The organism is Kitasatospora sp. NPDC004745 (assembly GCF_042873275.1).
Lineage (GTDB): Bacteria > Actinomycetota > Actinomycetes > Streptomycetales > Streptomycetaceae > Kitasatospora.
This window is the reverse complement of the sequence record NZ_JBIALK010000052.1, coordinates 1-25,790: the sequence shown is the minus strand read 5'-3', so window position 1 is coordinate 25,790 and position 25,790 is coordinate 1. Positions and strand designations below refer to the sequence as shown.

Below are 25,790 nucleotides of genomic sequence, written 5' to 3'. Positions count from 1 at the left end.
CGCCGGCCGTAGGTGTCGCTCAGCGGCCCGGCGATCAGCTGCCCGATGGCCAGCCCGGCCAGACAGGCGGTGATGGTGAGCTGGGTGGCCGCGGCGCCGGCGCGCAGGTCGTCGGCGAGTTCCGGCAGTCCGGGCAGGTAGCCGTCGATGGACAGTGGTCCCAGGGCCGCGAGCGCTGCGAGCAGGACGATGGATCGGGTGTGCCGGCCGGCGGCGTCGTTGCTCATGGCTCAGTACGCCACGGTGATGCGGCGGCGGATCGCGGTGCCGTTCTCGATCGTGTCGGCCAAGGCGATCGCGTAGTCGGCGTACGAGATGCGGCTGTTGCCGTCGGCGTCGGTGAGCAGAGTGTCCCCGGCGCTGCGGTAGGCCCCGGTCCGCTCGCCCGCTGCGATGACCGCGGCGGGCGACACGTACGTCCAGTCGAGGTCGTGCACGCCGCGGTAGAGGTCGAGCGCTTCGGACTGGGCCTCGGCGTTGGCCTTCCACAGCGCGGGGAAGTCCGGGTCGTCCATGACCCGGGCGCCGGTCGGCGTGCGCAGGCTACCGGCGCCGCCGATGGTGACCAGGCGGGTGACGCCGGCTCGGCGGAGTCCGTCGATCAGCGCACGGGCGGCTCCGACGATCGTGGCGCGGTCGTTCTCCTGGCCGATCCGGGGGCCGACGGCCGACAGTACGGCGTCGTGGGAGGCGGCGAGGCCGGCGACCGCGGCGGCGTCCGTGACGTCACCGGTGGTCACGGTGAGGGCCTCGTGCTCGAGTCCGTCGACGTGGCCGGCTCGGGTGACCGCGGTGACGGTGTGGCCGCGACGCAGGAGTTCCTCGGTGGTGGGCCGGCCGATGTTGCCGCTGGCACCGAACAGGACGATCTTCATGTGTGGCTCCTTGTTTCCGATGGTCACAGGACGGGCCGGCCGTCGGCGATGACGGCCGCGGTGATGCCGCGCTCGGCGGCGGCGTGCCGGAAGCGCTGCTCGATGTCGGGTTGTTCGGTGTAGAACGGCGGGTTGTGGAACAGGCCGTAGTGCATGGCGCAGACGGTGGCGGCGCCGAGTGCGACGGCGGCCTCGACGCCCTGCTCGGGGGTCATGGTCGCCGGGACGTTGGCCGCGTAGCCCTCGAAGTGGGCGATGACGCCGTTGACCGGGACGAACGCGACGTCGAACGGGCCGTGGTCGCGGGCGATCTGCCACCAGCTGCCGTGCCACTGGGTGTCGCCGCAGTGGATGATCCGCCGGCCGGCGCCTTCGACGACCCAGGCGACCTGGTCGCAGTCGTTGCCGCGCCAGTCCAGCGAGGTCACCGGGGTGACGGTCAGCGCTCCGATGCGGCGTGGCTGGCCCAGGTCCTGGGCAACGGGGGTGATGCCCGCCTCGTGCAGCGCCGCCGCGCTCGGGGTGTGGCAGCCGATCGTGCCGGTGGCCGCGATCCGGGCGATCAGGTCGTGGTCGTAGTGGTCGGGGTGCAGGTGGGTGATGAGGGCGTGGGTGCCGGGCGGGGTGTCGACCGGGTCGACCGGCCGGTGCGGCGGTCCCATCACCGGCGCCAACGGAGCGACGTTCTCGAGCGGGTCGATCAGCAGGCGGGTGTCGCCGAGACGGATCTCGACGCCGGCCCAGGCCAGCCGACGCACGGAAAGGGTGGTGGTCATGGGCAGCGACGCTAGACCGCCGTTGTTGAGAAAGTCAACAAGAGAGTTTTGAATCTCAACGCCGCAAGGTAGGGTGGTGGCATGCGCACCTACGGGCAGTACTGCGGCATCGCGAAAGCACTGGACACCATCGGCGACCGGTGGACCCTGCTGATCGTCCGTGAACTGCTCGCCCTGGGTCCGTGCCGGCACACCGACCTGCGCAACGGGCTGCCCGGGATCGCCAGCAACCTGCTGGTCGACCGGCTCCGCGAACTGGAGGAAGCCGGCCTGATCCACCGCAAGGCCGCCCCGCCGCCGGTGGCCACCACCCTGTTCTCCCTCACCGAGCGTGGCCGCGCGCTGGAACCGGTGCTGCAGGAGCTGAGCCGGTGGGGCGTGCCGCTGCTGCGTGAGCCGGGCGGCAGCGACACCTTCCGCACCCACTGGCTGGACATGCCCGCCCGGGCACTGACCGACCACCGCCCCGACCAGCCGGCAATCGCCCTGCAGCTGCACGCCGACGGCAACGAAGACCTGGTCATCGAAGTCAAGGACGGCTCGGTGCACACCCACGCCGGCCGCGTCGACCACCCCACCGCGTCCCTGACCGGACCGCCGCACCTGCTGGCCGCGACCCTGCTCGGCGACCTCGACCTGAGCACCGCACTACAGCAAGGCCTGCGGCTCAGCGGCGAACGCGAGGCAGTACTGCGCATCCTGCCCCGCTGATCGACCGGGTGCTCGCGGACCTGCGACCTCAAGCTCTACCGAGTCCGCGCCGGTCTCAAAACGGTCCTTTGCCCGAGCAAGATCAAACAGCGGGAGCAACCCGGAACCGGCCAGCGGGCACCGACCAAGACCGGGCGGGCAGGCAGGCGGCCGGGAAGCCTGGCACGAACCCTGCCCGGCCCTCCCCGCCCGACAGCGACACCACGACACGGTCCGTGGACCACGCCGCGGCAGTCGAGCCCCCGCCGGGCCCGACAGGCGGAACTGCGCCCTGCAGTACTGGCCCGACGGCGGGCCGGCAGGACAGCCGGCAGACCGCACAGCCCGGGCGGGGCCGGGCCGGCGGCCTGACACCTCACCACCCAGGGGGCGGCAGTGGCGGCGAGCGGAGCAGCCCGGGCGCCGGGGCGCAGCGCGGCGCTGGAGCCGGACGGCACCCGACCACGACACCCCGGGGCCGAGAACACACGGAGCCGGAACGGACGGCGAGGCGACCCTACCGGGCCGCGCTGTCAGCGCCGTCGGGAAGTTCGGGCAGGGGCCAGGCCGGATCCGGCGACCAGGTGGGCCACGGCTCGGCGAACGGGCCGGCCCGGTCCTGGAGGAGGCCGAGGGCGCGCTCACGGGCCCGCTCGACCGCTCGGTGATCCCGGTCGGTGATGAAGCCGAGGCGGCGGCCGTGCGCGTACTCGTCCTCGTCCTTCCACGTCGCCGCGGACAGGTCGGGTTCGACCACCAGGTCGACGAGCAGGTCCAGGGTGTCGATCCCGATCCGGGTCCGGACCGCCGGGCGCTCGAAGTTCACGTACAGGCGCAGCGGCTCGCCCGCCGGGGTCTGGAAGTGGTGCAGGGAGAACCACTGCCCCGTGGTGTCGAAGCGGGAACGCAGGACGGTGTGCCGCCAGGCCCACGGCTCCAGTTCCCAGGTGCCGGCCGCGAGGTTGGCCAGGCCGTCCTTGCGGGTGGTGTCGTCGCCGGTGCGCAGCGCCTGCGTCCAGGTGGTCGGGGCGAGGGCACTGATCCCGGGCCAGTAGCCGATCTCGAGCAGGGTGCCGGTGTCGGAGATCGCCCGGTGGGGCTGGGCCGACCAGACTTTGCCGAGGTGGATGTCGCGGCGCACCACCGTGGCACCGGACTCGAAGCGGGCGCCCGGGCCGGCCGGGGTGGTCACGGCCGGGCCCAGGCCGGGCAGGCGGGCTCGTGCCAGGTGGTCCTCACGGCCATCCCACCCGGGGTCAGGTGCTCGCTGGACCAGGTCCGGCAGCACCTGCCGCGGCCCGACCGGTCCGGGGCCAGCGGCCATCCGGCGCGGACCGGTGAGGAGGACGCGGACGCGGCCGGACGGCGGCGACGGCGGCGCCTGGTCATGGGTGTCGTCATGTCGCAGGCTCTGCCCACCCCACCATCCCGCCGAACCCCGCCGCCACCCGAACGGCATACCCCAGCCCCGCTCTAACCAGCCGCTGACCTGCGACATCACCCCAAACCCAGCGGGTCCGACGCGAAACTCACCAGCGACCCGGGGCGAAACTCACCACCGCAAGTCAGCGGCCTACACCGGGGAGGGGGCCGGGTCAGGACCGGCGCCACCAGGAACCGGTGCGCTTCACCTCGGCCGCCGCGGCTTCGGCAGCGACCCGCAGACGTCACCGAGCAGGCCTACCCCTGGTCGTTGGGATCCTCCTCCTGGCCGCGGCCGGTGCACTCTGCGCAGCGAGGCGGCGTCCGGCGCAGGGAGGGGGCGTGGTCCGGCTTCGGCACGAGGGCGGTGACGGGGAGCCTGACGGCAGGGACGGCCCAGAGCGCCCCGGCGCAGGCCGGGGCGCTCTGGGCGGGTTCGCTCAGGTGGTACGGCGCGAGGCGCGGCGGCGTGCCCGTGCCCTCCGGGCCGTTGCCACGGTGCAGCCGACGATGCAGGCGCTCAGGAGTCCGAACAGGGCGCCGCCCAGGACGTTCCCGTCGGGGAGCGACACGGCGACGGAGAAGACCCACCAGGCTGATCCCACGGCCTGGGCGGCCCGGTCGCTCTTCAGCAACAGCAGGAAAGACCGGTCGGGGTGCCTGCACATGGCCACGGCCTCCGAGAAGCACAGGGCCGAGACGGCGACGATCACCAGGAACACGGGCACCGGCGGACCCTCTCCACTGCTTGGGACTTAGGCTTTCGAAACTCGGATGCGCGATCGCGGAATCGGGGCGACGTCATGCCCTGGGTCACTGGCAGTAGCCACCCGCGTAGTGGTCCGGATACACGTGTGGGAGCTTGATCTTCAGGCACCTGCCCCGATCGTAGGCCGCGGCGGCGCGCGCGGTTATCGCCGCCATCGTGACTCCGACCACGGTGGTGATGCCGCCGGGGATCGCGGCGACGGCCGTCGCGCCCAGGCCGCCGCCGAGGGCGATGCTGCGGGTCTCCCCGCGGTTGAAGTAGATCGTGCCGGTCACGATGCCCCAGGTGACCTTGGGGTCGGCGACCACGGGGAAGGCGGTGCCCTCGGTCGTGTCCACCCTCTGGACGAGGGTGTTGCCCTCGAGCCGGTATCCGGTGGCGACGGGGCTTCCCTGCGCGTCCTTGGCCCAGGGGGCGTCGATGCGGCCGACGGCCACGGCCGCTCCGCCCTCAACGGGGCGGATGAGGTCGTAGCCGCCGCTCCCATCGGCGACGGCCTCGGTTCCTTCCGGAAGGCTGAGCTCGTAGCGCTGCTCGGCGGGAGCGTTGCTGTCCTTCAGGGTGGCGATGGCGCGCGCGCCGCCGTCGCTGGTGAGCTGCACGGCCACGTCGGTGGATTCGGAGGCGTCGCGGTAGACGACAGTCCCCGCCCCGGCCCGGGCACCCTCAACGGCGCGGCGCCCCGGGGCCTGGGGCAGGCCGAGGCCGGCTCTGGTGCCGTCCGGGGCGGTGAGCCGGATCGTGCCCGCGGAGTCCGTCGGTGCCTGTGCGGTCACCGTTGCATCGCCCTGCTGTGTCCGGGCGGCTGCCGCTGCACCGGGGGCGTCGGTGGCCCGGGCGAGGTCACTGGTGCCGGTAGCGGCTTCGACCGTTCGGGCGGCTCGCTCGTTCCGCGTCGGGTTGTCGGCGGCCTGTGCGCCGGGCGCGATCGAGAGCAGCAGCGCGCCTGCGGTTGCTGCGGCGACGGCCGCGCTGGTCACGCGTGCGGTCCGTGTCATTTGGTCGAATCCTTGGGTGAGGTGGGCGCTTGGCCCTCGTGTGAGTGGGTGGCGGCTGGCGCACGCGCGTGCCGGGCCCGTCAGCTGGCCGCTCTCCCCTCGTGACCGATTCGCGGCGCGCGGACGGTGCCGCTCGGGCGGCGGGGCAGAGGTGCTACGGCGGACGAAGGCCTCGGACCCGTGTGTTTGTCCGCCGCCTGCCAAGAAAGACAGTATTCGCCGATATGCCATCAGATTGGTTTCGTCTGACCGCAGTTGCTGCAGTACCGGTTGCAGAAACCTGCAAGCGTCCGAGTCCGGCGCGATGGCGGGCCACGCCGTCGGTGTCAGTGTGACTGCTCGACGGCCAGGGCCACGAGAAGGCCTGAGCAGGAGGCCAGCAGCGCGGGACAGTACCACTTCGGGTAGGCGCCGGTTTGCTTCTTCGTGTCGGATGCTGCGACCGCGATGACGACCTGCGCGACTGAAAGCAGGAGCATGACGAACCGCACGCGCATTCCTCCGTGACATGTGTGCCAGCGATGTGTGGTGGCCACCGGGGGGACCGCCTACCGCTATTGCGGCCCGCACGGCGGCGGGAGACCCGGGCCGCCCACGTGTGACGAGCGGGTGCCGGACGAACCGTGACCTGGGCGGCTGGAACACTGCCTGCCCAGCGCAACCGTTCGCACCGGCGCAGCTGTCGGAACAGGGCGCGCGCTCCGTCCGGGAGCTGCCGGGGAGGATCACCAGCCGGTTCGACCAGCTGGGGGGAGCGGTCCTCGGCTCAGATGACCGGCAGCCGGGTCAGCAGTGACGGGGCGGTGAGGACGAGCAGGAGGGCGAGAGCGGTGAACGGAGCGGTGAGTGCTGCGGCCAGCAGCCGCTGGCGCCGCGGCGCCCGTGCCTGGAGCAGGATTGCGGCGCAGCAGGCCATAGTCAGGGCAAGGGGGAAGGGGTACTGGTTCCACCACAGGGCGGGTGTGGCCAGGAAGGCCGCGCTCGCTGCGGCGCGGGCAGCCGCGGTACGGACGGGGGTGGTGGCGAGAGAGCCGGCGGTTGCGGTCAGGGCGCCGCCGGCGCCGGCCAGGGCGGTCAGCCAGGCCTGGGCCGTGAAGCTCTGGATGATCTGGCCGGTCAGGGTTCCCGGGAGAAGGAAGCCGGCCGCGGCGCTCGCCAGGCACGCCGCGCCGCGGCCGGCTGCGGCGGCGGTGGCGCGGCCTCGCCCGGCGTGCGCGGCGAGCAGTGCCCACAGCGGGTAGCAGGGCGCGAGGGGGCGTGTGAGGGGCCCCAGGTACGCGATGGCGAGGGAGCAGGCGCCGAGCAGGGCGAAGTGCCACAGTTTCAGGTCCGCCGTGCAGCGCATGGCGCGGGGAGCCGCGGCGGCAGCGTGGGCCATGGTCAGATCATCCGGAAGAAGTCTGCGCGGTCGTTGGCGTGGTCGCCGACGTATCCCATGGCTTGGCGGGGCTTCTCGGTCCACAGTCGGTAGTACTGGGGGGCGACGGTGTAGTCGCCGACCTCGATCGTGTAGGTCGAGTTGTTGACCCAGGAGGAGATCTTGTCGCGGAAGTTCCAGTTGCCGAGCTCGGTGACTCCGTGCCAGTTGCTCCACTTGAGCATCCGGCCGTTGCCCGGGCCGGACTGGCCGTGCTCCTGGACGCCGTTGAAGTTGCCGTTCTCGTAGAAGCAGTACCAGTCGCTGCCTGGTGTCCAGCCGCGCGGGCAGCCGAACCAGTAGTCCACGCCCCGGGGCTGCTTGCCGGACGCGCGAGCCCGGAGCGAGGCGGGCAGGGGGAACGTTTCGACCGCTGTCCCGCCCTGGCCGTCCTGCCACTCGATCTCGTTCAGGTCGGTTCGCCTCCCTCCGGGCGCGGCGGCCAGGGCCTGGGCTATGTCCGCGTCCAGTCGGGCCTTCGCCTGGATTCGGGTCATGCCCGCGTACACACCGCCGTCGTCGGCGGGCGCCGCCCCTGCCGACGCCGGGGCCATGACCGTTGCCGCCATCCCTGCCACCACAGCCGCTCGTGTCCATGCCTTCATGACAACACCTCACCCATAACTCGTTACATGCGCTCTAACTCGGCTCGCCGCGTCGCCCAACGGTTGGCGGAACCGGTCCACGGCATCCCTGGGGTCGATCGCTCGGTAGACGTCCCGCGATCAGCCGGCGCCCCCGGAACAAGGAGGCGGAACCCGCCCGGAGGTAGACCGGGCAGGCCCGCCGTTCTGGGCCTGCCCGACCGAGGGCCACGAGAGGAACCTATCCGCCGTTCGGGCTGCTGAGGCTCGTCTGCCGGCGGTACTTCCTGCACGACGTGCCCGGCCCTGCGCAGGTTCCTGCAGGCCCGTGCGACGAAGCTGTCGCCGGACGGGGTGAGGCGGCCCGCCCATCGGCCGATCGGCGCGTGTGCCGGCGGCACGTGAGGCGAATTGCGTCTCGTCACGTCGAAGCCAGTCGGTGGGACGGCCGGTGACTGGTCGTCTTCTTCGGACCATCTCGGTGCGGCGCCGCCGGAGCCCGGCGTCGCCGCGCGGGGTGGGCGGGCTGGCTTCCGGTGACGGTGTGGGCGTCCCGGCCGCAGCCGCGAAGGAGCCGCGCTGACGGGGCCGGCTGCGGTTTCGCTCTCATCTGCGCTGAGGCCCGGGCCGAGTCATCGACCGGTCGGGGCGGGAGATGCGGCCCTGGCGTGGCGGTCGTGCCCGGTCTGGCGGGGCTTGTGATCAGTCTATGGGCTCATAGAGCTGGTCTATGGGTAGGCGAACGGCCGCAGTGGCGCCGGCGATGCGCGAGCGTGCAGTGAAGTGGCGGAAGGCTTTGCCGATTTGGCGGCGGGTCGACGGCCGCGACGGGTGCCGCGCCCGCCTGCTGCTCCCCGGAATCCGAGCGGCCGGGCCGGGGCGTTAGTCCTTTGGATCATGGACGAAGGCCCCTGGGGGGCGGTCCCGGTCCGTTGGAGGATCCTCGTCCGGCAGGTGTCCCGGCCGTCAGCGCCAGGACACCTGCCCTACATCGGATGGTTTTCAAGAGATCTGGACGGGCACGGTGGACGACAACACACTCGCGGTCCTCGGCGTGAGCGCGGCGGAGGAGTCGGTGTACCGGGCGACCCTGAGGGCACCGGGACTGGGGCCCGCCGGGCTCGCGCTCAGCTGCGGAATCGACCGGCACAACGCCGAGGCGCTGCTCGCCAGGCTCCAGGACCTCGGCCTGGTGACCGCAACTGACCAGCAGACGTTCAGCGCCGCCGACCCGGCCACCGCCGTCGAACGGCTCGCACGGATGCGGATCAGCGGCCTCCAGAGCGAGATCCGCCACATCGCCTCGTCACGCCACCTGACGGAAAGCCTGCTGCAGGACCAGCAGAAGGGACAGCCTGAACCCGTCACCCAGCTCCAGTACCTCACCGGCCTCTCCCAGATCGTCGCCTGCGTCGACGAACTCTCCTTCTTCGCCAGACAGGAGCGGCTGACCACGTATCCGGGCCCGATCCTCACCGCTGTCCTCGATGTCGTCAGGCGCCGCGACCTGACGTACGTACACCGGCTGCGGATGCGGACCATCGTGCACACCAGCGCCCTCGGGAACCCGGACGTCGGCAGCTTCGCCGCAGAACTGTCGGAGCGCGGAGCCCAGGTACGCGGCAGCACTGAGCCCCTCGACCGGATGGTGATCTTCGACCGGCGAACCGCCCTCGTGGCCATGGACCCGCACGACATCACCCAGGGCGCACTGCTCGTGCGCGCACCAGGCCTCGTGGCGAGCCTGCTGACACTCTTCGAATGCCACTGGTCACGCTCTCACCGCCTCTCGGACGATCCGCCGACCGCGGCTGAGCGCCGCGTGCTCGAGGCGATGGCGCGGGTCGACAAGGACACCACGGGGGCCCGGGAACTCGGCATGTCGGTACGAACCTACCGGGGCCACGTCGCCGCACTCATGAAGCGACTGGAAGCACCGAACCGCTTCCGGGCCGCGTTGGCGGCCCGGGAACGACACTGGATCTGACCCGCCATACGCCTCGTGGCACCGCCTCGCGTCTCGTCACGCCGAACGGCTCTGCCCCGATCGTGGAAGGCATCCCGGCCGCGCCGGCAGTGCCCGGCGGATACGGCACTGCCACGGCCGTCGCCCGCACACCGAGGGCACCGAGGGCGGCACTCGCGGGCGGGTCCGCCACCGAGTGAAGCAACCGCCTCGCCGGCCACCTCACCTACCAACCAGGAACGGATTCCCATGACACCCGCGACAACGACCGGTACCGGTACTTCACGAAGGCGCCCGATACCCCGAGCCGTCCTGCTGCTCGCAGCTCTCACGCCGCTCCTGTCATGGCCGTGCGCCGCGGCGGCGGACAACGCGTCCGGCCTCCTGACGAACGGGAGCTTCGAGAACCGCGCGTGACCTCGGACAAGCGCTGGCAGTACTTCCCGACAGACGCGGTACCGGGCTGGCACACCTCCGCCCGGGACGGCTTCATCGAGATCCAAAACGGCCGCTACTACGACGAGACCGTGCCCCCGGACACCGGCACGCAGTTCGCCGAACTCAACGCCACCGGCCCCTCCAGCCTGTACCAGGACGTGCGCACAGTCCCTGGCTCGGTCATGCACTGGAAGATCGCGCACCGCGGACGGCGGGGCGTGGACGTGATGCAGGTGCGCATCGGGAAGCCGGACGGCGAGCTGGCGGCCCAGACCCCGCTGGACGCGAACGGCCCGGACATCGCCGACGGAAAGAACGGGTGGGGACACTACGAAGGGTTCTACACGGTCCCCGAAGGACAGACCGTGACGCGCTTGGCCGCCGCTGCGCTCTCCACGTCCGACGGCGACCCGACCCGGGGCAACCTCGTGGACTCCGTGTCGTTCGCCGCCGGCCCATGGTGAGCGTCACCAAGTCCGTGGCGGGCCGCCAGCAGGACGGCGGGGCAGCGGTCGGCGACGAACTCACCTACACGGTGAAGGCGGCCAACACCGCCGGCGGGACCTCACGGCGAGTGACCCTGACCGACGCGATCCCCGACGGCACGCAAGACGTGCCGGGCTCGCTCACGGTCGACGGCAAGGCCGTCACGGACACGGCGGGCGACGACACCGCAGAGGTCAGCGACGGCCGAGTGACCGCACGACTGGCCGAAGGCGACTTCTCGGCTGGTTGCAGCCGGGCCGGATCCCACGGCGCAGCTGGCGGCCTGTGCCGGCCCGGGGTGGGACGACGGGGCGCGTCAGCCGGTGACGGTCTCGGTGTGCCGGGTGAGTGCGTCCAGGAGCGCGGTCTGGTGGTCGGTCAGCTTGCCGTCGGTGCGGGCGCCCGCCTGCTTGGGCGGCTTGCGGGCGGCTCGGCGCCGGGGAGGTCGTGGTCTCACCTCAGGAAGGAGGGCAGGTCGGCGGGCGCAGGATCGCCGATGTAGCCGATGAACGCGTTGAACGCCAGGTACCCGAGGGCGAGGAGGTTGCCGTAGCCGATGCCGGCGAGCAGCCGGGTCCAGTTCGCCCTGTGCGTGACCGATTGCTCGAGCCCCCGGAAGATGTGAGGGGTGACGTCGTGGACGTGCTGTCGGTGGAGCATCATCGCCGGCAGGCTGAGGAACAGGGAGAAGGACACGAGCTCCGTGATCGGCAGCTGGTACCAGTGCCCGCCGAAGATCGACAGCGAGTGGACGGCTCCGGTCCAGGAGTAGAGGCCGCCCACGAAGATCATTCCTTCTTCGCTGGTGAATGCCATGGCGAGCCCTGAGATGAGACATGCGGCGAACAGGCGCCCCGTGCCCCAGGCCGGCCATCGCCGGTTGATCCGGGTGACGACGGAGGCGAGGGGCCATACCAAGGCCATGAGGACGAACCAGGCCAGTCCGCTCGAGCCGAGTACCGTCATGATCAGTCGGTCGGGGGCGGGGCCGTGCCAGCCCGGCAGGTAGGGGCCCAGGCCTGGGGCGTGGACGGCGTAGTGGCTGTATCTCGCCGTGGTCGCGGCGTAGTTCAGGATCTGGTCCTGCCAGAACGACAGGGCGAAGCCGGCCGCGAGGGCGGTGTCGAGGGTGACGCCGCCGGCGCGACGGCATCCGCGTACCGCGATGACGGCCACGCCCACGGCTCCCAGGGCGAGGACGGCCTGCAGGGCCCAGGTCATGGCCTTGCGGGCCGGCGTCATGGCCGCGTCCCGGTCGAACTCCACGTGAAGGTTGCCGGCTGCGGCCCAGCGGCCCAGCACCCATGCCAGGGAGACGAGGGCGACCACGCCGAGGACGGCCCAGAGCACTCCCGCGCCGTGCCCGGTGAGTGGGTGGCCCCGTGGTGTCGGAGGCGCGTGCCCGGCGTTTCGCAGGCGTGCCGGTACCCGGTGTGCCGTGCGGGCCGACTCCTTCGACCGGTCGTCGGGGTGGGCGGTCATGGCGAGAGGTCCTCGTCCTCGGAGGGCACCGGACCGAGGTGGTCGAGGGTCCAGCCGGTCGGGTAGCTGCGCGGGTTCGGCCGGTAGGGGCGGTGGTCGGGGCGTGGAGGGGTTCTGCGGACGAGGGCGCCCCTCAGGGCCAGCGCGGTGCGGACGCTGTGGGTGAGGGCTGGGGAGACCTCGTCGAGGCCGAGCAGTGGCCGGACTTCCGGGGCGATGAGGGCGGTGGTTACCGCGGGGGCGTGGCGGCGCAGGAGCGGGGGCCACCAGCTCTCGACCACGCGGATGATCTGGTGGGCGACCTCCCGGTTCGCGGGATGGTAGCGGGCGCGTTCGCGAAGGGCCGCGGCGAAGAGCTCGGCGTGCCCGTTCAGGTCGTCGGGGATGTCCTTGATGCCCATCAGACGGCCCATCCGGTTGTTGACGGCGACGAGGGCGCGGGATTCGTGGTCGCTGAGGGGGCGCCAGCCGTAGGCGTCGATCCACTGGATCGGGGTGAGGACGTGGGAGGCGAGGGTGGCCAGGTAGTCGTCGTTGGAGATGTCGTAGTGGCTGTGGATGCGGTTGAGCTTGCGGACGGTCGCCCGGCCGTGGAGGGAGTCCAGGCCCAGGCGCTTCATCTCGTACTCGAAGAGCATCCCGTCGTCGTAGCGCTTCTGTCCGTGGTGGCGGATCTGCCCGGTGGCGGCGAACACCTGGCTGACGCTGGGGAAGGCGCAGTCGTTCATGATGCCGAAGGCGAAGCCGAAGCGGTACTCGAAGGGGAACTCGTAGCGGGTGACGAGAGTGGCGATCTCCTCGCAGTCGCGCTCGGGGTGGAGGGTCCGGATGTGGCGCAGGCGGTCGTAGCGTCCTCTCACCGGACGTCCTCCCGGTCGGTGCCCGCGTGGCCCAGGTGTTCCAGGAGCCAGTCGGCGAGGGCGGCGGGGCTGGGTTTGACCCAGATGACGCCGGGCTTGATCGTGACGTCCAGGGCGCGTTGGAGGTACTGCTGGAGCTGCACGGCGCCGAGGGAGTCCATGCCCAGCAGGATCATGTTGGTGTGGGCGCCGATGTGGCGGGTGGTGCCGCCGAGCAGCTCGCGGATGCCGTCGATGACGAGGCCCTCGAGGATCCGGCGGCGCTCGCCCGGGTGCCCGGCAGCGGAGATCGCCTGACGGACGGGAGCGGCGCCGTCGTCGGTGGCGGCGGTGTCGAGGATCGCGGCCATCAGTGGGGAGTGCCGCACGTGCGGGTAGCGGGCGGTCCAGCGGTGCGCGTCCAGGGGGGAGTAGGCGGTGGTGGTGTGGCCGGCGGCGAGGATGCGTTCGAGAGCGTCCATGCCGTCGGCGGGACTGATGGTCAGGAAGCCCCGGTCGGCCAGGTGCTGCCCGCGGCCCACCTCCCGCCACGCCCCCCATTGGACGGCCGTGGCCGGCAGCGCGTGTGACCGGCGCCAGACAGCCAGGGCATCGAGGAAGGCGTTGGCGGCGGCGTAGGCGCCCTGGCCGGGTGAGCCGAGGAGGGACGCCGCGGAGGAGTAGAGGACGAAGTGGTCGAGGTCGTGGCCGGCGGTGGCTTCGTGGAGCGCCCAGGCCCCGGCCGCCTTGCCCTGCCAGACGCGCTCCAGGAGCGCGCCGTCGAGGGAGGCGAGGGTGGCGTCCTCGACCACGCCGGCGCAGTGGAGCACGCCCTTGAGGAGCCTGCCTCGTGCGGTGGCCGCCTGCACGCAACGTGCGGCGACGGCGGGGTGGGCGATGTCGCCGAGGACCACCTCCACCTCGGTGCCCGCCCGGCGCAGTGCGGCCAGGCGGGCGGCCGTGCGCGCGGTGGGGGCGGAGCGTGCGCAGGCTATGACGCGCCCGGCGCCGTGCCCGGCCAGCCACTCGGCGGTGACGAGACCGAGGCCCCCCATGGCTCCGGTGACGAGGTACGCCGCTTGCGGGCGCACCAGGACGGTGCCGGCGCCGGGTGTCGGCGGGTCGCCTCCGGGGCGGATGCGGGCGACGTGTCGGCCGTCGGACCGCAGCCAGGTCTGGACGAAGGGCGGGCCGGGGTTCAGCAGTTCGTCGGCGACGGTGTCGAGGTGCGTGTGCGGGCCGAATGCGAGCGAGCGCGGTGCGAGTTCGGGGTGCTCGTAGGCGGCGGTGCGCAGCAGTCCGCCGAGTCCTGCGGCGGCCAGGTGCGCCGCCGGGTCGGCGTCGGCCGGGGTGCGGGTGAGCACCAGGAGGCGCGGTGGGTGCCGTAGGGCGGCGAGCCGTCGCACCACATCGACGAGCGCGGCCGTCTCCTCGAGGGCGGTGTGTGCCGGGTCGTGCCCGGGATCGGGCCGGGCGGTGGTGAACACGACGGCCTCGTAGGCCTCCTGGTCGGGCAGGGTCGTGGAGGCGTCGTGGCGGGGCAGTCGGCGGGTGTCGGTGCCACGCCGGCGCAGGATCTCGGCCAGTTCCCGGGACCACGGTTGGTTCGGGTCGGACAGGAGCAGCCAGGGGGCCGCGGTCTCGGCACTGTCCTCGGGTCGGGCGGGTTCGGGTACCCAGGCCAGGTGGGACAGGCGGGAGGCGAACCTCTGGGCGGGCGGGGTGATGTTGGCCAGGCGCAGGCCGCGGATCTCGGCCAGCGGGGTGCCCTCGGCGGTGAGCAGGCGGCCCGTGGCGGAGCAGGTGAGTTCGTCGGCCTCGTCCAGTTGCACGTGTGCGGTGCGGGCGTGGGCGGTGGGGCCGTGGACGAGCAGGTCGTCGAATCCGGCGACGACGACGGGGCCGGGTTCGGTGACGTGGTGGTCCAGCCACACGGAGGCGACGACCTGGACGAGTTGGTCGGCCAGGGCCGGGTGCAGGAGCATCGTGTGGGAGGAGACGCGTGCGGTGGGGTCCAGGCGGAGCCGGGCGACGGCCTCGTCCCGCTCGGGGTTGGTGCGGATGTGGTCGATGGCGGTGAACGCGGGGCCGTGGAGGACGTCGCGGGCTTGGCGCAGGTGACGGTGGAGGTTCTCCGGCGGGCTGTCGTGCCACCCGGCCGTGTCGGGGACGCACGCCGTGTCGTACCCGGTGTCGCCGTCGGCCGGGGCGTACCGGGCGACGGTGCCGCGGGCGTGCGTCACCGTCCCCTGCTCGGTGTGGGTGAGGATCTCCACGCGAGCGGTGTCGCCGTCCTCGAGTAGCGTGGTGGTGACCAGGGGTTCGGGATCCAGGACCAGGGGGTGGGACACCTCCACACGGGTGGCGCGGACGGAGGTGGTGCCGAAGGCGCGGGATCCGGCGGCCAGGATCATCTCGGCGAAGGCGGTGCCGGGCAGGACCGGCGTGCCGGCCACCTGGTGGTCGGCCAGCCAGGGCAGGCGGGCAGGGCTGATCGGGGTCTGCCACAGCCAGCGGCCGGTCCGTTCCGGGTCGTGGACCTGGCCGCCGAGCAGCGGGTGCTCGGTGGCGCCGACCAGCTGAGGGGCGATCAGGCGGTAGGGGGTGCGGTCGCCGCCGTAGCGCTCCCGGTTCCAGGCGGTGGTGGGGACGTCGGCCAGTTCGCCCGGCGAGTGGCGGGGCCAGTCGATGCCGCGGTACCCGGCGCAGTGGAGGGTTGCGAGGTGGGTGAGGAAGGCGCTCCGGTCGTCGGTCCCCTCGCGCAGGGTCCCGACCGCGACGGCGTCGTGGATGCCGAGTCGGAGAGCGGAGTCCTGGATGGGCCGGACGGCCAGGGGGTGGGCGGTGCATTCGACGAACACCCGGTGTCCGTGCCCGAGCGCGGATTCGACGGCGGGGTGGAAGCGGACCGTGTCGCGCTGGTTGCGGACCCAGTAGGCGGCATCGAGCGGTCCGGGGGCGAGGGGGTCGTCGGTGACGGTCGAGTACAGCGGGATGGTCGTGGTGGTGGGGCGGATGTCGGACAGGGCGCGGCCCAGGTCGGCGAGGACGGGGTCGACCTGGGCGCAGTGGGAGGCGACGTCGACGTCGATCAGGCGGGCGGGCACCCCTGCCGCCTCCCACCGGGCCGTCAGGGTGGCGACCTGGCGGGCGTCTCCGGAAATCACGGTGGCGCCGGGTCCGGTCAGCACGGCGAGGCTGACCCGGTCGGCCTTCGCCTCGCGGACCGCGCCGCGCACGGAGTCGGCGTCCAGCAGGACGGAGGCCATCGCGCCTCCGGTGATGGTGGCCAGCAGAGCGGAGCGGCGGCAGATCACCTCCACCCCGTTTTCCAGGGTGAGCGCCCCGGCGACGACGGCGGCGGCCACCTCTCCCAGCGACTGCCCGATCACGGCGGAGGGTTCGACGCCCCAGGACCGCCACAGCGCGGTGAGCGCGATCTGGACGGCGAACAGGGCGGGCTGGATCCGGGCCACCCCGGTCAGCTGCCCGGGGTGGGCGAGTACCCGCCGCAGCGAGAAGTGCGCCTGCGCGGCGATCAGCGGCTCGAGGCGGCTTATCGCGTCCTGGAACACGGGCTCCTCGCGAAGCAGGTCCTGGCACATGCCGGCCCGCTGGGACCCCTGGCCCGTGTAGACGAACACCGGTCCGGGGTGTGCGGGCGGCAGGACCGTGCCGCCCTCGACCACACCTGGGACGTCCGTTCCCGCGGCGAACGCTGCTGCCCTGTCGGCGAGTTGGCGCCGGTCGCGGGCGACGATGCACAGTCGCTGCTCGGCGTGCGCGCGCCGTACGGCCAGGGTGTGGACGACGTCGTCCAGAGGTGTGTCGGATCCTTCCCCCCGCAGCCAGTCCGCCAGGTTCCCGGCGGCCTGGCTCAGTGAGGCGGACGACGTCGCGGAGAGCGGCAGGAGCCGGGGCCGTCCGTCGGACCGGGCACGACCGGCGGCGCGCGTGTGCTGGGGCGGTGCCTCCAGCACCAGGTGGGCGTTGGTGCCGCTGACACCGTAGGAGCACACCGCGGCCAGCCTGGTAGCGCCGGGCACCGGCCAGTTGGCCAGGCGGGTGGGCACGAACAGCCGGGAGGTTCCGTCGCGGGGGATCGACGGATTCCACTGTCCGAAGCCGGCGTTGGGCGCGACCAGGCCGCGGCGCAGGCACTCCACCGCCTTGATGGCTCCGGCGATACCCGAGACCGGCTCGCAGTGGCCGATGTTCGTCTTGACGGACCCCAGCGCGCACAGCCCGCGGCCCCTGCCGTACACGGCGTCGATCGAGGCGTACTCGACCGGGTCGCCCACGGCGGTGCCCGGCCCGTGGGCCTCGACCAGGCCCACATCGCCCGCATCGATCCCGGCACGCTCCACGGCGGCCCGGAAGACCTGCTGCTGCATCTCGGTGGAGGGCGCGGTGAGACGGCTGGACTGCCCATCGTTGTTCACCGCGCTTCCCCGGATGACCGCCAGCACCCGGTCGCCGTCCCGCCTTGCGTCCGTGAGGCGCTTGAGGACGAGCACCCCGGCACCCTCGCCGCGCACGTAGCCGTCCGCCCGCGCATCGAAGGCGTGGCACGCGCCGCTTCCGGAAAGCAGCAACGGCGCCTCCAGCACGTGCGTCTGCGGCGACAGCATCAGCAGGACCGCACCGGCCAGGGCGGTGTCGCACTCCCCCAGCGTCAGTGCCGCGCACGCGCTGTCCACCGCGACGAGCCCCGACGAGCAGTGCGTGCTGACCACCATGACCGGGCCTCGCAGGTCCATCGCGAAGGCGATGCGCCCCGCCGCCCCGGCCGTGAAGTTCCCGAACAGATAAGGGCTGTCGGGAGCCTCTTCGGGCGGGCGCGCCTCCCGGAACAGGTTGTCGGGCGCATAGGTGCCCATGTAGACGCCGGTGCGGGAGCCGCGGATGCGGTCCGTCGGGAGGCCGGCTTGCTCCACGGCCTCCCACGCCACCTCGGCGAGGAGCCTGAACTGCGGGTCGACCGAATCGCGCTCGCTCGGTGCGACGGACAGCGCGTGCGGGTCCCACGCCCACGGATCCCCGTCGATGAAGCACCCCCACCCCGCAGCGCGGGCCTCGTCCGGATCGTGTACGGCGGCCAGCCCGGAGGCGTCCCACCTCTGCGGCGGCACGGGCCCCGCGGTCCGGTACCCGCCGGCCGTGAGGGCCCACAGTCCGGACGCGGAGCGCACCGACCCGGGGAACCGGCAGCCGATCCCGATGATCGCGATGGGCACGGCATGAGATGCAGACATCATCCGCCTCCGGCCTACTCGGCGATCGCCGTGCTGTAGGTCCACCGCAGGACCGGGACCTCACGGCCGTCGACGGCCGTGCTCTCCCCCGCCGACTCGAAGTGGTGGTGGCGCCCGCCGAACGGCACCGACACCTTCTCCGGAGCCTCGTAGCTCTCCACCTGTCTCACCCGCGGGCCCAGGCCTTCCGGTCCGCCCTCGAGGAATACGGTCGCCATCGGGTTGCTCCTTCTTCGCTGCACGTCGTTCTCGCCGACCGACGCCCTGCCGGGGCAGACCACGGCCTCGCCCGGGGGGAGTTGTGAACGTGGGGCCGTCGCCGACTCGGGCACTTTGACGCCACGGAGGGCCTACGGGGTGGCTGCGCCTCCCGGACAGGGAGTGTGTCCGGGGGCGGGAGCTCTCAGAGAGCGGGACGTCGCTGCAGTCACCGCGTGGGACTCATTCATGCAGCGGACCCGGGGGCTGTCAACCCTCCGGGGCGAGCGACCCGGCGCGCCGGAGGTCCTCGCGCGCCCCCGGAACTGAATCCGGAGACCGGCTCCAACCTGGCGGATTTGGGCCGGATGCAGTGCACGACCGTTTGGCGCAGAGAGCAAGGTGGCTGCCTCCACCGCGGGCACACCGGTCGAGTACTCGATGCAGTCCCTTTCCTCCGCGACTGAGCGAACGGCTCGTCCGAGCTCCACCGCTACCTCGTCGGCTGGCAACGTGCGCAGGCCACTGGAAGCAACCCGCACATAAAGGCTCTAATGCCCGTGAAAGGTGGCAGAGTGGGCTACAACTGGGACGTCGATGCGGCTGTAGAGGAGACCCGGTCGACGCCAACCGGTCACTGCAGTGCCCGGTCGCTCCCGGGCGGCCGAGCATCGGAAAGGAGTCACCTCATGGCCGACGTCAACGTCGCGCTGCACGTACAGGTCAAGGCCCTGCCCGGCAAGGAGGAAGAGGTCGCCGCCTTTCTCCGCGAGGGCCTTGCCATCGTGCAGGAGGAGCCCAACACCGTGGCCTGGTTCGCCGTACGCCTGAGCCCGTCCACCTTCGCCATCTTCGACGCCTTCCCCGACGACGACGCACGCCAGGCCCACCTCGCCGGCCGCCTGGGCAGCGCCCTGACGGAGCGAGCCGGAGAACTGTTCGCCCAGCCCCCTTCCGTCGAGCGACTCGACGTCCTCGCCCACAAACTCCCCTGAAGAACAGGCGGCACCCCTGACCCGCCGGCACGGCCCGCACACTCCGCAAGCGGGCGGCCCCGGCCGACAACCTGCGAGGCGCTCGTTGAACCCCCCAGCTCGCCTGAGCGACGGAGCAAGTGGGGCGACGAGCGGCCCGGCCGATCTCGGAGATCCCGTCAGGGCGCCGGATCCCGGGGCCGGAACAGCCGCGCCGGCCGCCCACGCGCGCGACCGACCCGAGCAAGGCCGAGGCGCTGGAGCGGGTGGAGGAGGCCTCCGCTCACCCACGCATTCGCCCAGACATGCCGGGTGCCGTTCCCATCACCGTCACGGGGATACGAACGGCATCTGGCTGAGCCCTCGGCTGCACCCGTCCTGACCAGCGCCGGAAGTTCAGACACAGCCACTTGGCCGAGGCTGACGCGTACGACCGAAACTCGTCGGCTTCCCCTGTGCGGCGGGGTTCGTGGGCAGGAGTCGGGCGAGCCAGTCGGTGCGGGTTCGGCGGGCTGTGGCCGAGATGGGTGCCTGCGGGTACAGGGCGTCGAATCCGTGGAAGCCGCCTGCCCAGACGTGGAGTTCGGCCTGGCCGCCGGCCGCCCAGATGCGGGTGGCGTAGTCGGTGTCCTCGTCGCGGAAGACTTCGGCGGAGCCGGTGTCGATGTAGGTGGTCGGCAGGCCCGCGAGGTCGTCGGCCAGGGCGGGTGAGACGTATGCGGGTACCTCGTCGTCGGTGAGGTCGCCGAGGAGGCAGCGCCATCCGAATCCGTTCATCTCGCGGGTCCAGACGCCGGGCCCGTTCGAGTACTGGAGGCTGGAGGCGGTGGTGTTGCGGTGGTCGAGCATGGGGCCGATCAGGACTTGGGCGGCGATCGGCGGGGTGCCGAGGTCGCGGGCCAGCAGGGTGACGCCGGCGGCGAGGCCGCCGCCCGCGCTGACGCCTGCGACGATGATCCGGGCGGGGTCGATGCCCAGTTCTTCGGAGTGTTCGGCGATCCAGAGCAGTCCCTGGTAGCAGTCGTCGACCGGGACGGTACCGGTGGACTCGGGCGCGAGCCTGTAGTCGACGGAGACCACGACGGCGCCGAACTCCTCGAGCCACTCCAGCGGGATGTCGATCTGTGAGAAGCGGTCTCCCATGACCATCCCGCCGCCGTGCATCCAGTAGACGCAGGGTGCGGCGGTGGCGCGATCGGCGTTCGCGGGGCTGAAGACGGACAAGGGGATCGGGGTGCCGTCCGGACTCGCGGCGGTGACCTCGCGCCGGTCGACAGCGCGACCTTCCAGGAGGGGTTCGACGGGCATCGAGGAGAAGGGGCGTACCTGCGCCAGCACTTCCGGGCTGAGCTGGGACATCAGCGGCATGTCGGCCATGAGTTCATGCAGTTCGGGGTCGAGGGAGGGGCGTGCCGTGGTCATGGTCGTTGCCTTTCATGGGTGGTGGCGGACGGTCGGGCGAGGACGGGGTCGCCTCGGAGGGCACTGCGGCGGCAGGGGCTGGGGTGTGGAGTGTTCGACGGGTCAGAAGGCGGCCTTGCCGCGGACCGGCACGTAGTCGGTGTACTCGGACTCCTTGGCCAGCAGTCCGCCGATCCGCGCCACGATGGCCTGGGCGGCCTCGCCGGCGAAGATCCGGTGGTGGTCCTCCTCGCTGGTCCAGCCCTCGGTGACGTGGACGACGTCGGGGGCGGACGCGGAACGGGAGACGAGGTAGACCACGCAGTACTCGCTCGCGCCGGGGCTGCCCTCGTGCAGGCCGGTCAGCAGCAGGTCGACGAGCCGGTCGCCCATTCCGGGCCTGGCGGTCAGCGTGGCGTTGAAGCCGTACGTGGCAATCATGGAGGCCTTCTTCTGCGTTGATGGAGTGCGGTGATTCCATTCAACCGCCGTGACCTGCGCAAACGTTAGAACGATGCTCGCTGGCACTTGCACGATCCTCGCGAGCACGGGAATTGCAGCCCAGAACAGTGCTGCAATGGACGCATGCACCTCGAAGAGCTCCGCACCCTGCTGGCCCGGCATGCCCGGCCCGACTGGACCACCGCCATCGACGGCGTCCTCATCTCCAAGGTCGACCGGCCGGATCCGCCGACGCCCTCGATGTCCGGCACGGTGCTCGCAGTCATCGCCCAGGGCGCCAAACGCCTCGCGCTGGGCGACCGGGTCTACGCGTACGGCGCCGGGCAGTACCTAGTCGCATCCGTCGACCTGCCCGTCACCGGACAGTTCACCCAGGCCGCCCCCGAGCAGCCGGCCCTCGGCTTCGGCCTCACGCTGGAACCGTCCGCCGTCGCCGAACTGCTACTGCAGGCCGGTCCCGGCGACATCCCCCGCCCCGCCGGAGGCACTCCGTCAGGGATCGCCGTCAGCGACGCCCCGCCCGCATTGCTCGACGCGGTGGTCCGGCTGCTGCGCCTGCTCGACGAGCCCGGCGACCGCGCCGTACTGGCCCCGCTGGTCAAACGCGAGATCCTGTGGCGCCTGATCACCGGCGAGCAGGGCGCGACGGTGCGCCAGCTCGGCCTCGCCGACAGCGGCCTCAGCCATGTCGCCCGGGCCGTGCGCTGGATCCGCGAGCACTACGCCGAGCCCTTCCGGGTCGAGGACGTGGCACGGCTGTCCGGGATGAGCGTCTCCGCGTTCTACCGCAACTTCCAGGCGGTGACGGCGATGAGCCCCATCCAGTTCCAGAAACAGATCCGTCTCCAGGAGGCCCGGCTGCTGCTCGCCACCCACCCGGGCGACGTCACCGGAGTCGGCCACCGCGTCGGCTACGACAACCCGTCGCAGTTCAGCCGCGAGTACCGCCGCCAGTTCGGCGCACCCCCGAGCCGGGACGCGGCCCGCCTGCGAAGCACTGCAGGCGCCCTTCCCCGAGCGGCCGGACCATGAGAGAGGATCGTGCAAGACGAAGCGACGATAGTTCTACTATTCCAGCAGGTCAGAGCGATTCAATGGGATCACCTGTTCTTCGGCTGGGCAGGAAAATGCCTGTCCATCCGCGGATCCCACTCCATCGCAAGGATCACCCCATGAAGACAGTGCTGATCACCGGCACCTCATCCGGATACGGACGGGAGACCGCCCTGTACTTCCACTCGCAGGGGTGGAACGTCATCGCCACCATGCGGACGCCGCGTGCGGGCGTCCTGCCCGAGTCGGACCGGCTCCGCGTCGTCGAGCTCGACGTGACCAAGCCCCGGAGCATCACCGCCGCGTTCGAGGCGGCCGGGCCCATCGACGTCCTGGTCAACAACGCGGGCATCCCGTCGATCAGCGTGTTCGAGGGCACCCCCATGGCCCGAGTGCGGGAAGTCTTCGAAACCAACACGTTCGGCGTGATGGCGACGACGCAGGCGGTGCTGCCCCAGTTCCGCGAGCGCGGCTCCGGCGTGGTGGTCAACGTGACCTCCAGCGTGGTGCTGGGCCACACGCCGCTCACGGCCGTCTACAAGGCAAGCAAGATGGCCATCGAGGGGTTCACCGCATCCCTCGCGCTCGAGCTCGCGCCCTTCGGTGTGCAGGCCAAGACGGTCCAGCCGGGCGCCTGCCTGACGACGAACTTCGCGGCCAACGCGACGAAGGGCGCCCTGCAGGAAGAGCTGGCCCCGACGCCCTACGCACCATGGGCGAAGAAGGCCATGGCCGACTTCACGGGCCAGGACCTGTTCACCAAGGAGAGCGACGTCGCCGAGACAGTGTGGCGAGCCGTGCACGACACGACCGGCCAGCTGCGATTCCCCGCCGGCCCCGACGCGGTCTCGCTCTCCCAGGCGAAGTGATCAGCCGGCAGACAGGGTCACGCCGCACTGCCACCGCGACCGGCAACAACCAGGTCTGGCACTTCCGGCCCGCCGGCTACCAGGGCTGACCGGGCAGGCCGAGGCAGCCGCCACCACGGCAGCACCGGACCGGCATTCGGAGCGCCGCCCCTGCGGGCCGGATCCGGTCCATTGAGGAAGACCGTCAGCGAGCAGTTGGAGGTCCTGGAGGTCGAGGTGATCGGCAGCGCCAGGCTCTTCGAGGACCTGGGAGCCGACAGTCCGGTGCCGTGCGGGCCTGTTCGAGTTGCTCGCCTTGATTCCTCAGGTGGGCACGTGCTGACCTGCGGGTGGATGCCGAACTCGACGGCTGGTTCTTGATCGGGTGGCTGAGTGGGCACGTGGGAGCAGTCTCAGGGTTCGATGGAGAGGTGTTCGATGAGGTCGTCGCGCAGCGTGAACCGATAGCGGAGATCGATCGTGCCGCCGGGGAAGTCGCCTTCGAGGTGGTGTGTGGCGATGTAGTGGGCCGCGTCGATCTCCTGAGCGTCCGTCAGTTCGATGCTGTAGGTGAATTCGTTGGCGGATTGGTCCAGCCACCGCTCAATCGCGAGGCTGCCCTGGTACGTGTGGCCGTCGTCGATCACTGTGGCATCGCCGGTGAACGTCGTGACTGCGGTGCCGGCGTCGTGGGCGCGGTGTGCCGTGAGGTAGCGGGTGATCACCTCGGGCAGGCCGTCCGGGGTGATGGTCCGGGGCTGGTTGTCGTGCATGACGCTCCTGGTGGTGGCGGGTTCAGACGGTGGGGGTAGTGCCGCCGTCGATGACGTGTTCGGCGCCGACGATGGCCGAGGCGCGGTCGGAAACGAGGAAGGCGACGAGCTCGGCGACCTCCTCGGGCCGGTTGGGACGGCCGAGCGGGATGCCGCCCAGGGAGTCCATCAGCCGGCCCAGCGCCGCTTCCTGGCTGATGCCGGCGTCGTGGGCGATACGGGCGACGAGGTTGTCGGCGGCCGAGGTCTGCACGAAGCCGGGCGAGACGGTGTTGACGCGGACGCCGTGCGGGGCGACCTCGCTGGCCAGGCCCTTGCTGTACGTGGTCAGGGCGGCCTTGGCGGCGGCGTAGGCCAGGGTGGCGTTCCACAGCGGCATGCGGCGCTGGATCGAGGTGACGTGCACGACCGTGCCCTTGCCCGCGGCGATCATGTGCGGCAGGAGTGCCCGGTCCAGACGGACGGCGGCCAGCAGGTTCGTGTTCAGCTCCCTTGCCCAGTCGTCCTCGCCGAGCGCGGCGAATCCTCCTGCCGGGGCCTCGGACCCACCGAGGGTGTTGACCAGGATGTCGACGCCTCCCACCCGGGCGTCGACTTCCGAGGCGACCTGGGCGGCCCCCCGGGCGGTGGACAGGTCGGCGGCGATGAACGTCTTCTCCTCGACGCCGTCGGGGCGGCTGCGGGCGGTGACCAGCACGGTCGCACCGGCCTCGGCGAGCCGTCGGGCGATCGCGGCTCCGGTGCCCTTGGTGCCGCCGGTGACCAGAGCGCGTCGGCCTTCGAGGGATTCGCTGGTGGATGTGGTCACGTTGTGCCCCGTTCCCGGGCGCGGGTACACGAGGCGCCGCTCCCGTCTCTACTGCTAAAATAGAAGCTAATAACTTCGACTTTAGCAGTAACCGAGGGGATGGTCGCCTTGGCAAGCCGGATCAGGCTGGAGGACCGGGAGTGCCCGCTGTCCACGACGGTGGAACACGTCGGCGAGTGGTGGACACTGCTGATCCTCCACGACGCCTTCGACGGCTACACCCGCTTCGACCAGTTCCAGGAGAGCCTGGGCATCTCCTCCAGCATGCTCACCACCCGGCTGAAGACCCTGGTCGCGGACGGTCTGCTGGAGCGCCGGCCGTACCAGACCAGCCCCGTCCGGCACGAGTACGTACTCACCGAACTCGGGCGATCGCTGCGCCCGGTGATCGTCGCCCTGGCCGCGTGGGGCAACTCCCGCCTCACGCCGACGGAGCGCAGCATGATCCTCGTCGACGCGCACAGCGGCGAGGAGGTCGAGCCCGTCGTCGTCGACGCCAAAACCGGCCGCCGACTCGACGACAGCACCACCTACGTCTTCACCGCGGGCCCCGCAGCCAGCGACGCGATGCGCACCCGCTACGCGGCACGGCCGGCCATTTCCGCGGAAGAGGCGTAAGCCCGCCCGGAAGAACCTCGTACAGCCTTGAGCAGGGCCGCGAGCGCGGGCTGCACCTGACCGCCTCGCGGCACCGGTTTGTCGCTGGCGTGATACCGGCCCGCCAGTACCTCGGTACCGATGAGGCGCCCTTGCCCGTCGAAGTCAAGGTTGATCATGCCGTCGACCCCCACGGGATCACAGGGACACATGCGCGGGGACTTCGCGCCTACCTGCGGATCCGTGAGACACACGTACGCTGCGTTCGCGGTCTCGTCATAGGTGACCCGGACCCGTCTGCCATGGCTGGGCATGCCCCCTGGTGTAGTTGGCGGCGGCAAAAGACGATCTTCGGCTGCGAGAATCCTGCCAGCGCCAGTCACGGGTGTTCGCCGAGACAGAGGACATTGACTTCCCAACCCCATCGGATGTCCGATCCGTATCGGCCCGGTCCTGATGCCCGGGGCAGCGCGAGGGAGCCTGCGGAATCTGTCCATAGGCTCCGCCCGCGGCTGTAGGCGAGGTTGCCGGTCCGGTCAGGTGTCCGCGGTGGGCTCCTGATCCCGCTGGGAACGGCGGAGCTCTTCGTTGATGCGCAGGGCTTCTTCGAGTTGGTCTTCGAGGATGACGATGCGGCAGGCGGCCTCGATCGGGGTGCCCTGGTCGACGAGGTCGCGGG

25 protein-coding genes and 3 pseudogenes are annotated in these 25,790 nt (G+C 71.5%); 8 read left to right on the top strand and 20 right to left on the bottom strand.

Annotated elements, in window-relative coordinates; translation table 11 throughout:
* The 3 genes and pseudogenes from ACFYUY_RS39560 to ACFYUY_RS39550 all read right to left on the bottom strand — a co-directional run.
* Window positions 1–227 (bottom strand): annotated as a pseudogene (locus ACFYUY_RS39560) (Bcr/CflA family drug resistance efflux transporter); the annotation flags it as partial.
* A gap of 3 nt (window positions 228–230) precedes the next feature.
* Window positions 231–875, bottom strand: coding sequence for an NAD(P)-dependent oxidoreductase (locus ACFYUY_RS39555; RefSeq protein ID WP_387908276.1), 645 nt, complete (start codon window positions 873–875; stop codon window positions 231–233).
* A 23-nt stretch (window positions 876–898) separates the two neighbouring features.
* Entirely contained in the window at window positions 899–1,651 is a 753-nt protein-coding gene (locus ACFYUY_RS39550) for an MBL fold metallo-hydrolase (RefSeq protein WP_387908274.1), read from the bottom strand.
* An 81-nt stretch (window positions 1,652–1,732) separates the two neighbouring features.
* On the opposite strand from ACFYUY_RS39550, the gene ACFYUY_RS39545 reads away from it, so the two are divergent.
* Window positions 1,733–2,362 (top strand): winged helix-turn-helix transcriptional regulator, encoded by a 630-nt coding sequence (locus ACFYUY_RS39545; protein ID WP_380524508.1) that lies wholly within the window; start codon window positions 1,733–1,735, stop codon window positions 2,360–2,362.
* A 496-nt stretch (window positions 2,363–2,858) separates the two neighbouring features.
* Here the strand turns inward: ACFYUY_RS39545 and ACFYUY_RS39540 are convergent, their stop codons facing one another.
* From ACFYUY_RS39540 to ACFYUY_RS39515, 6 genes are all read right to left on the bottom strand, one after another.
* Window positions 2,859–3,533, bottom strand: coding sequence for a DUF402 domain-containing protein (locus tag ACFYUY_RS39540; RefSeq protein WP_387908272.1), 675 nt, complete (start codon window positions 3,531–3,533; stop codon window positions 2,859–2,861).
* 670 nt (window positions 3,534–4,203) lie between these two features.
* The gene (locus ACFYUY_RS39535; RefSeq protein WP_387908269.1) at window positions 4,204–4,491 is read right to left on the bottom strand and encodes a hypothetical protein; all 288 of its coding nucleotides are present in this window, start codon (window positions 4,489–4,491) and stop codon (window positions 4,204–4,206) included.
* An 85-nt stretch (window positions 4,492–4,576) separates the two neighbouring features.
* The gene (locus ACFYUY_RS39530) at window positions 4,577–5,530 is read right to left on the bottom strand and encodes a hypothetical protein (RefSeq protein ID WP_387908267.1); all 954 of its coding nucleotides are present in this window, start codon (window positions 5,528–5,530) and stop codon (window positions 4,577–4,579) included.
* 326 nt (window positions 5,531–5,856) lie between these two features.
* Window positions 5,857–6,021, bottom strand: coding sequence for a hypothetical protein (locus tag ACFYUY_RS39525; protein WP_387908265.1), 165 nt, complete (start codon window positions 6,019–6,021; stop codon window positions 5,857–5,859).
* A 275-nt stretch (window positions 6,022–6,296) separates the two neighbouring features.
* Complete coding sequence (locus tag ACFYUY_RS39520; protein WP_387908262.1) at window positions 6,297–6,908, bottom strand: hypothetical protein; 612 nt, start codon at window positions 6,906–6,908, stop codon at window positions 6,297–6,299.
* Window positions 6,909–6,910: 2 nt separating this feature from the next.
* Entirely contained in the window at window positions 6,911–7,444 is a 534-nt protein-coding gene (locus ACFYUY_RS39515; RefSeq protein ID WP_387908259.1) for a hypothetical protein, read from the bottom strand.
* Between the two features lie 1,141 nt (window positions 7,445–8,585).
* On the opposite strand from ACFYUY_RS39515, the gene ACFYUY_RS39510 reads away from it, so the two are divergent.
* The 3 genes and pseudogenes from ACFYUY_RS39510 to ACFYUY_RS39500 form a co-directional block, all read left to right on the top strand.
* Window positions 8,586–9,518 carry a helix-turn-helix transcriptional regulator gene (locus ACFYUY_RS39510; protein ID WP_387908257.1) on the top strand — a complete coding sequence of 311 codons (933 nt, stop codon included), beginning with the start codon at window positions 8,586–8,588 and terminating at the stop codon, window positions 9,516–9,518.
* A 392-nt stretch (window positions 9,519–9,910) separates the two neighbouring features.
* Entirely contained in the window at window positions 9,911–10,399 is a 489-nt protein-coding gene (locus ACFYUY_RS39505) for a hypothetical protein (RefSeq protein WP_387908255.1), read from the top strand.
* Window positions 10,393–10,641, top strand: a pseudogene (locus tag ACFYUY_RS39500) (isopeptide-forming domain-containing fimbrial protein); the annotation flags it as partial. The gene ACFYUY_RS39505 and the pseudogene ACFYUY_RS39500, both read left to right, overlap by 7 nt.
* A 96-nt stretch (window positions 10,642–10,737) precedes the next feature.
* Here ACFYUY_RS39500 and ACFYUY_RS39495 read toward each other — a convergent pair.
* The 5 genes from ACFYUY_RS39495 to ACFYUY_RS39475 all read right to left on the bottom strand — a co-directional run bounded on the left by ACFYUY_RS39495 (window position 10,738) and on the right by ACFYUY_RS39475 (window position 18,215).
* Window positions 10,738–10,878: a hypothetical protein gene (locus tag ACFYUY_RS39495; protein ID WP_387908279.1), complete on the bottom strand. Its 141-nt coding sequence runs from the start codon at window positions 10,876–10,878 to the stop codon at window positions 10,738–10,740.
* The gene (locus ACFYUY_RS39490) at window positions 10,875–11,771 is read right to left on the bottom strand and encodes a spirocyclase AveC family protein (protein WP_387908253.1); all 897 of its coding nucleotides are present in this window, start codon (window positions 11,769–11,771) and stop codon (window positions 10,875–10,877) included. The genes ACFYUY_RS39495 and ACFYUY_RS39490 overlap by 4 nt, the downstream gene beginning before the upstream one ends.
* 128 nt (window positions 11,772–11,899) lie before the next feature.
* On the bottom strand, window positions 11,900–12,763 hold the full coding sequence (locus ACFYUY_RS39485) for an oxygenase MpaB family protein (protein WP_387908250.1): 864 nt from the start codon (window positions 12,761–12,763) through the stop codon (window positions 11,900–11,902).
* Window positions 12,760–17,997 carry an SDR family NAD(P)-dependent oxidoreductase gene (locus ACFYUY_RS39480; protein ID WP_387908248.1) on the bottom strand — a complete coding sequence of 1,746 codons (5,238 nt, stop codon included), beginning with the start codon at window positions 17,995–17,997 and terminating at the stop codon, window positions 12,760–12,762. Before ACFYUY_RS39480 ends, ACFYUY_RS39485 begins: the two co-directional genes overlap by 4 nt.
* Before the next feature lie 14 nt (window positions 17,998–18,011).
* Window positions 18,012–18,215 carry a DUF5988 family protein gene (locus tag ACFYUY_RS39475; protein ID WP_387908246.1) on the bottom strand — a complete coding sequence of 68 codons (204 nt, stop codon included), beginning with the start codon at window positions 18,213–18,215 and terminating at the stop codon, window positions 18,012–18,014.
* A 669-nt stretch (window positions 18,216–18,884) separates the two neighbouring features.
* On the opposite strand from ACFYUY_RS39475, the gene ACFYUY_RS39470 reads away from it, so the two are divergent.
* Complete coding sequence (locus ACFYUY_RS39470; RefSeq protein WP_387908243.1) at window positions 18,885–19,190, top strand: putative quinol monooxygenase; 306 nt, start codon at window positions 18,885–18,887, stop codon at window positions 19,188–19,190.
* Window positions 19,191–19,565: 375 nt separating this feature from the next.
* On the opposite strand, the gene ACFYUY_RS39465 is transcribed toward ACFYUY_RS39470, so the two are convergent.
* Together ACFYUY_RS39465 and ACFYUY_RS39460 are read right to left on the bottom strand one after the other, a co-directional pair.
* Complete coding sequence (locus tag ACFYUY_RS39465) at window positions 19,566–20,591, bottom strand: alpha/beta hydrolase (protein WP_387908241.1); 1,026 nt, start codon at window positions 20,589–20,591, stop codon at window positions 19,566–19,568.
* A gap of 102 nt (window positions 20,592–20,693) precedes the next feature.
* Window positions 20,694–21,011 (bottom strand): putative quinol monooxygenase, encoded by a 318-nt coding sequence (locus ACFYUY_RS39460; protein WP_387908240.1) that lies wholly within the window; start codon window positions 21,009–21,011, stop codon window positions 20,694–20,696.
* Window positions 21,012–21,155: 144 nt separating this feature from the next.
* Between ACFYUY_RS39460 and ACFYUY_RS39455 the strand changes: the two genes are divergently transcribed.
* On the top strand, window positions 21,156–22,064 hold the full coding sequence (locus ACFYUY_RS39455; RefSeq protein ID WP_387908237.1) for an AraC family transcriptional regulator N-terminal domain-containing protein: 909 nt from the start codon (window positions 21,156–21,158) through the stop codon (window positions 22,062–22,064).
* A gap of 140 nt (window positions 22,065–22,204) precedes the next feature.
* Complete coding sequence (locus tag ACFYUY_RS39450; RefSeq protein ID WP_387908234.1) at window positions 22,205–22,954, top strand: SDR family oxidoreductase; 750 nt, start codon at window positions 22,205–22,207, stop codon at window positions 22,952–22,954.
* 392 nt (window positions 22,955–23,346) lie between these two features.
* Here the strand turns inward: ACFYUY_RS39450 and ACFYUY_RS39445 are convergent, their stop codons facing one another.
* Together ACFYUY_RS39445 and ACFYUY_RS39440 are read right to left on the bottom strand one after the other, a co-directional pair.
* Complete coding sequence (locus tag ACFYUY_RS39445; RefSeq protein ID WP_387908232.1) at window positions 23,347–23,706, bottom strand: nuclear transport factor 2 family protein; 360 nt, start codon at window positions 23,704–23,706, stop codon at window positions 23,347–23,349.
* A gap of 22 nt (window positions 23,707–23,728) precedes the next feature.
* Window positions 23,729–24,514 carry an SDR family oxidoreductase gene (locus ACFYUY_RS39440; protein WP_387908230.1) on the bottom strand — a complete coding sequence of 262 codons (786 nt, stop codon included), beginning with the start codon at window positions 24,512–24,514 and terminating at the stop codon, window positions 23,729–23,731.
* A 99-nt stretch (window positions 24,515–24,613) separates the two neighbouring features.
* Here ACFYUY_RS39440 and ACFYUY_RS39435 point away from each other — a divergent pair, with 99 nt between their 5' ends.
* Window positions 24,614–25,132, top strand: coding sequence for a winged helix-turn-helix transcriptional regulator (locus ACFYUY_RS39435; RefSeq protein WP_387908229.1), 519 nt, complete (start codon window positions 24,614–24,616; stop codon window positions 25,130–25,132).
* Here ACFYUY_RS39435 and ACFYUY_RS39430 read toward each other — a convergent pair.
* Window positions 25,093–25,425, bottom strand: coding sequence for a DUF2283 domain-containing protein (locus ACFYUY_RS39430; RefSeq protein ID WP_387908227.1), 333 nt, complete (start codon window positions 25,423–25,425; stop codon window positions 25,093–25,095). The genes ACFYUY_RS39435 and ACFYUY_RS39430 overlap by 40 nt on opposite strands.
* 222 nt (window positions 25,426–25,647) lie before the next feature.
* Window positions 25,648–25,790, bottom strand: a pseudogene (locus tag ACFYUY_RS39425) (MerR family transcriptional regulator); the annotation flags it as partial.

Bases quoted from the DNA above. Each gene is read 5' to 3' on its own strand.
- ACFYUY_RS39465 (WP_387908241.1), bottom strand. From the start codon at position 20,591: ATGACCACGGCACGCCCCTCCCTCGACCCCGAACTGCATGAACTCATG.
- ACFYUY_RS39480 (WP_387908248.1), bottom strand. From the start codon at position 17,997: ATGTCTGCATCTCATGCCGTGCCCATCGCGATCATCGGGATCGGCTGC.
- ACFYUY_RS39435 (WP_387908229.1), top strand. From the start codon at position 24,614: ATGGTCGCCTTGGCAAGCCGGATCAGGCTGGAGGACCGGGAGTGCCCG.
- ACFYUY_RS39550 (WP_387908274.1), bottom strand. From the start codon at position 1,651: ATGACCACCACCCTTTCCGTGCGTCGGCTGGCCTGGGCCGGCGTCGAG.
- ACFYUY_RS39545 (WP_380524508.1), top strand. From the start codon at position 1,733: ATGCGCACCTACGGGCAGTACTGCGGCATCGCGAAAGCACTGGACACC.
- ACFYUY_RS39470 (WP_387908243.1), top strand. From the start codon at position 18,885: ATGGCCGACGTCAACGTCGCGCTGCACGTACAGGTCAAGGCCCTGCCC.
- ACFYUY_RS39475 (WP_387908246.1), bottom strand. From the start codon at position 18,215: ATGGCGACCGTATTCCTCGAGGGCGGACCGGAAGGCCTGGGCCCGCGG.
- ACFYUY_RS39555 (WP_387908276.1), bottom strand. From the start codon at position 875: ATGAAGATCGTCCTGTTCGGTGCCAGCGGCAACATCGGCCGGCCCACC.
- ACFYUY_RS39445 (WP_387908232.1), bottom strand. From the start codon at position 23,706: ATGCACGACAACCAGCCCCGGACCATCACCCCGGACGGCCTGCCCGAG.
- ACFYUY_RS39430 (WP_387908227.1), bottom strand. From the start codon at position 25,425: ATGCCCAGCCATGGCAGACGGGTCCGGGTCACCTATGACGAGACCGCG.
- ACFYUY_RS39460 (WP_387908240.1), bottom strand. From the start codon at position 21,011: ATGATTGCCACGTACGGCTTCAACGCCACGCTGACCGCCAGGCCCGGA.
- ACFYUY_RS39520 (WP_387908262.1), bottom strand. From the start codon at position 6,908: ATGGCCCACGCTGCCGCCGCGGCTCCCCGCGCCATGCGCTGCACGGCG.
- ACFYUY_RS39450 (WP_387908234.1), top strand. From the start codon at position 22,205: ATGAAGACAGTGCTGATCACCGGCACCTCATCCGGATACGGACGGGAG.
- ACFYUY_RS39515 (WP_387908259.1), bottom strand. From the start codon at position 7,444: ATGACCCGAATCCAGGCGAAGGCCCGACTGGACGCGGACATAGCCCAG.
- ACFYUY_RS39455 (WP_387908237.1), top strand. From the start codon at position 21,156: ATGCACCTCGAAGAGCTCCGCACCCTGCTGGCCCGGCATGCCCGGCCC.
- ACFYUY_RS39530 (WP_387908267.1), bottom strand. From the start codon at position 5,530: ATGACACGGACCGCACGCGTGACCAGCGCGGCCGTCGCCGCAGCAACC.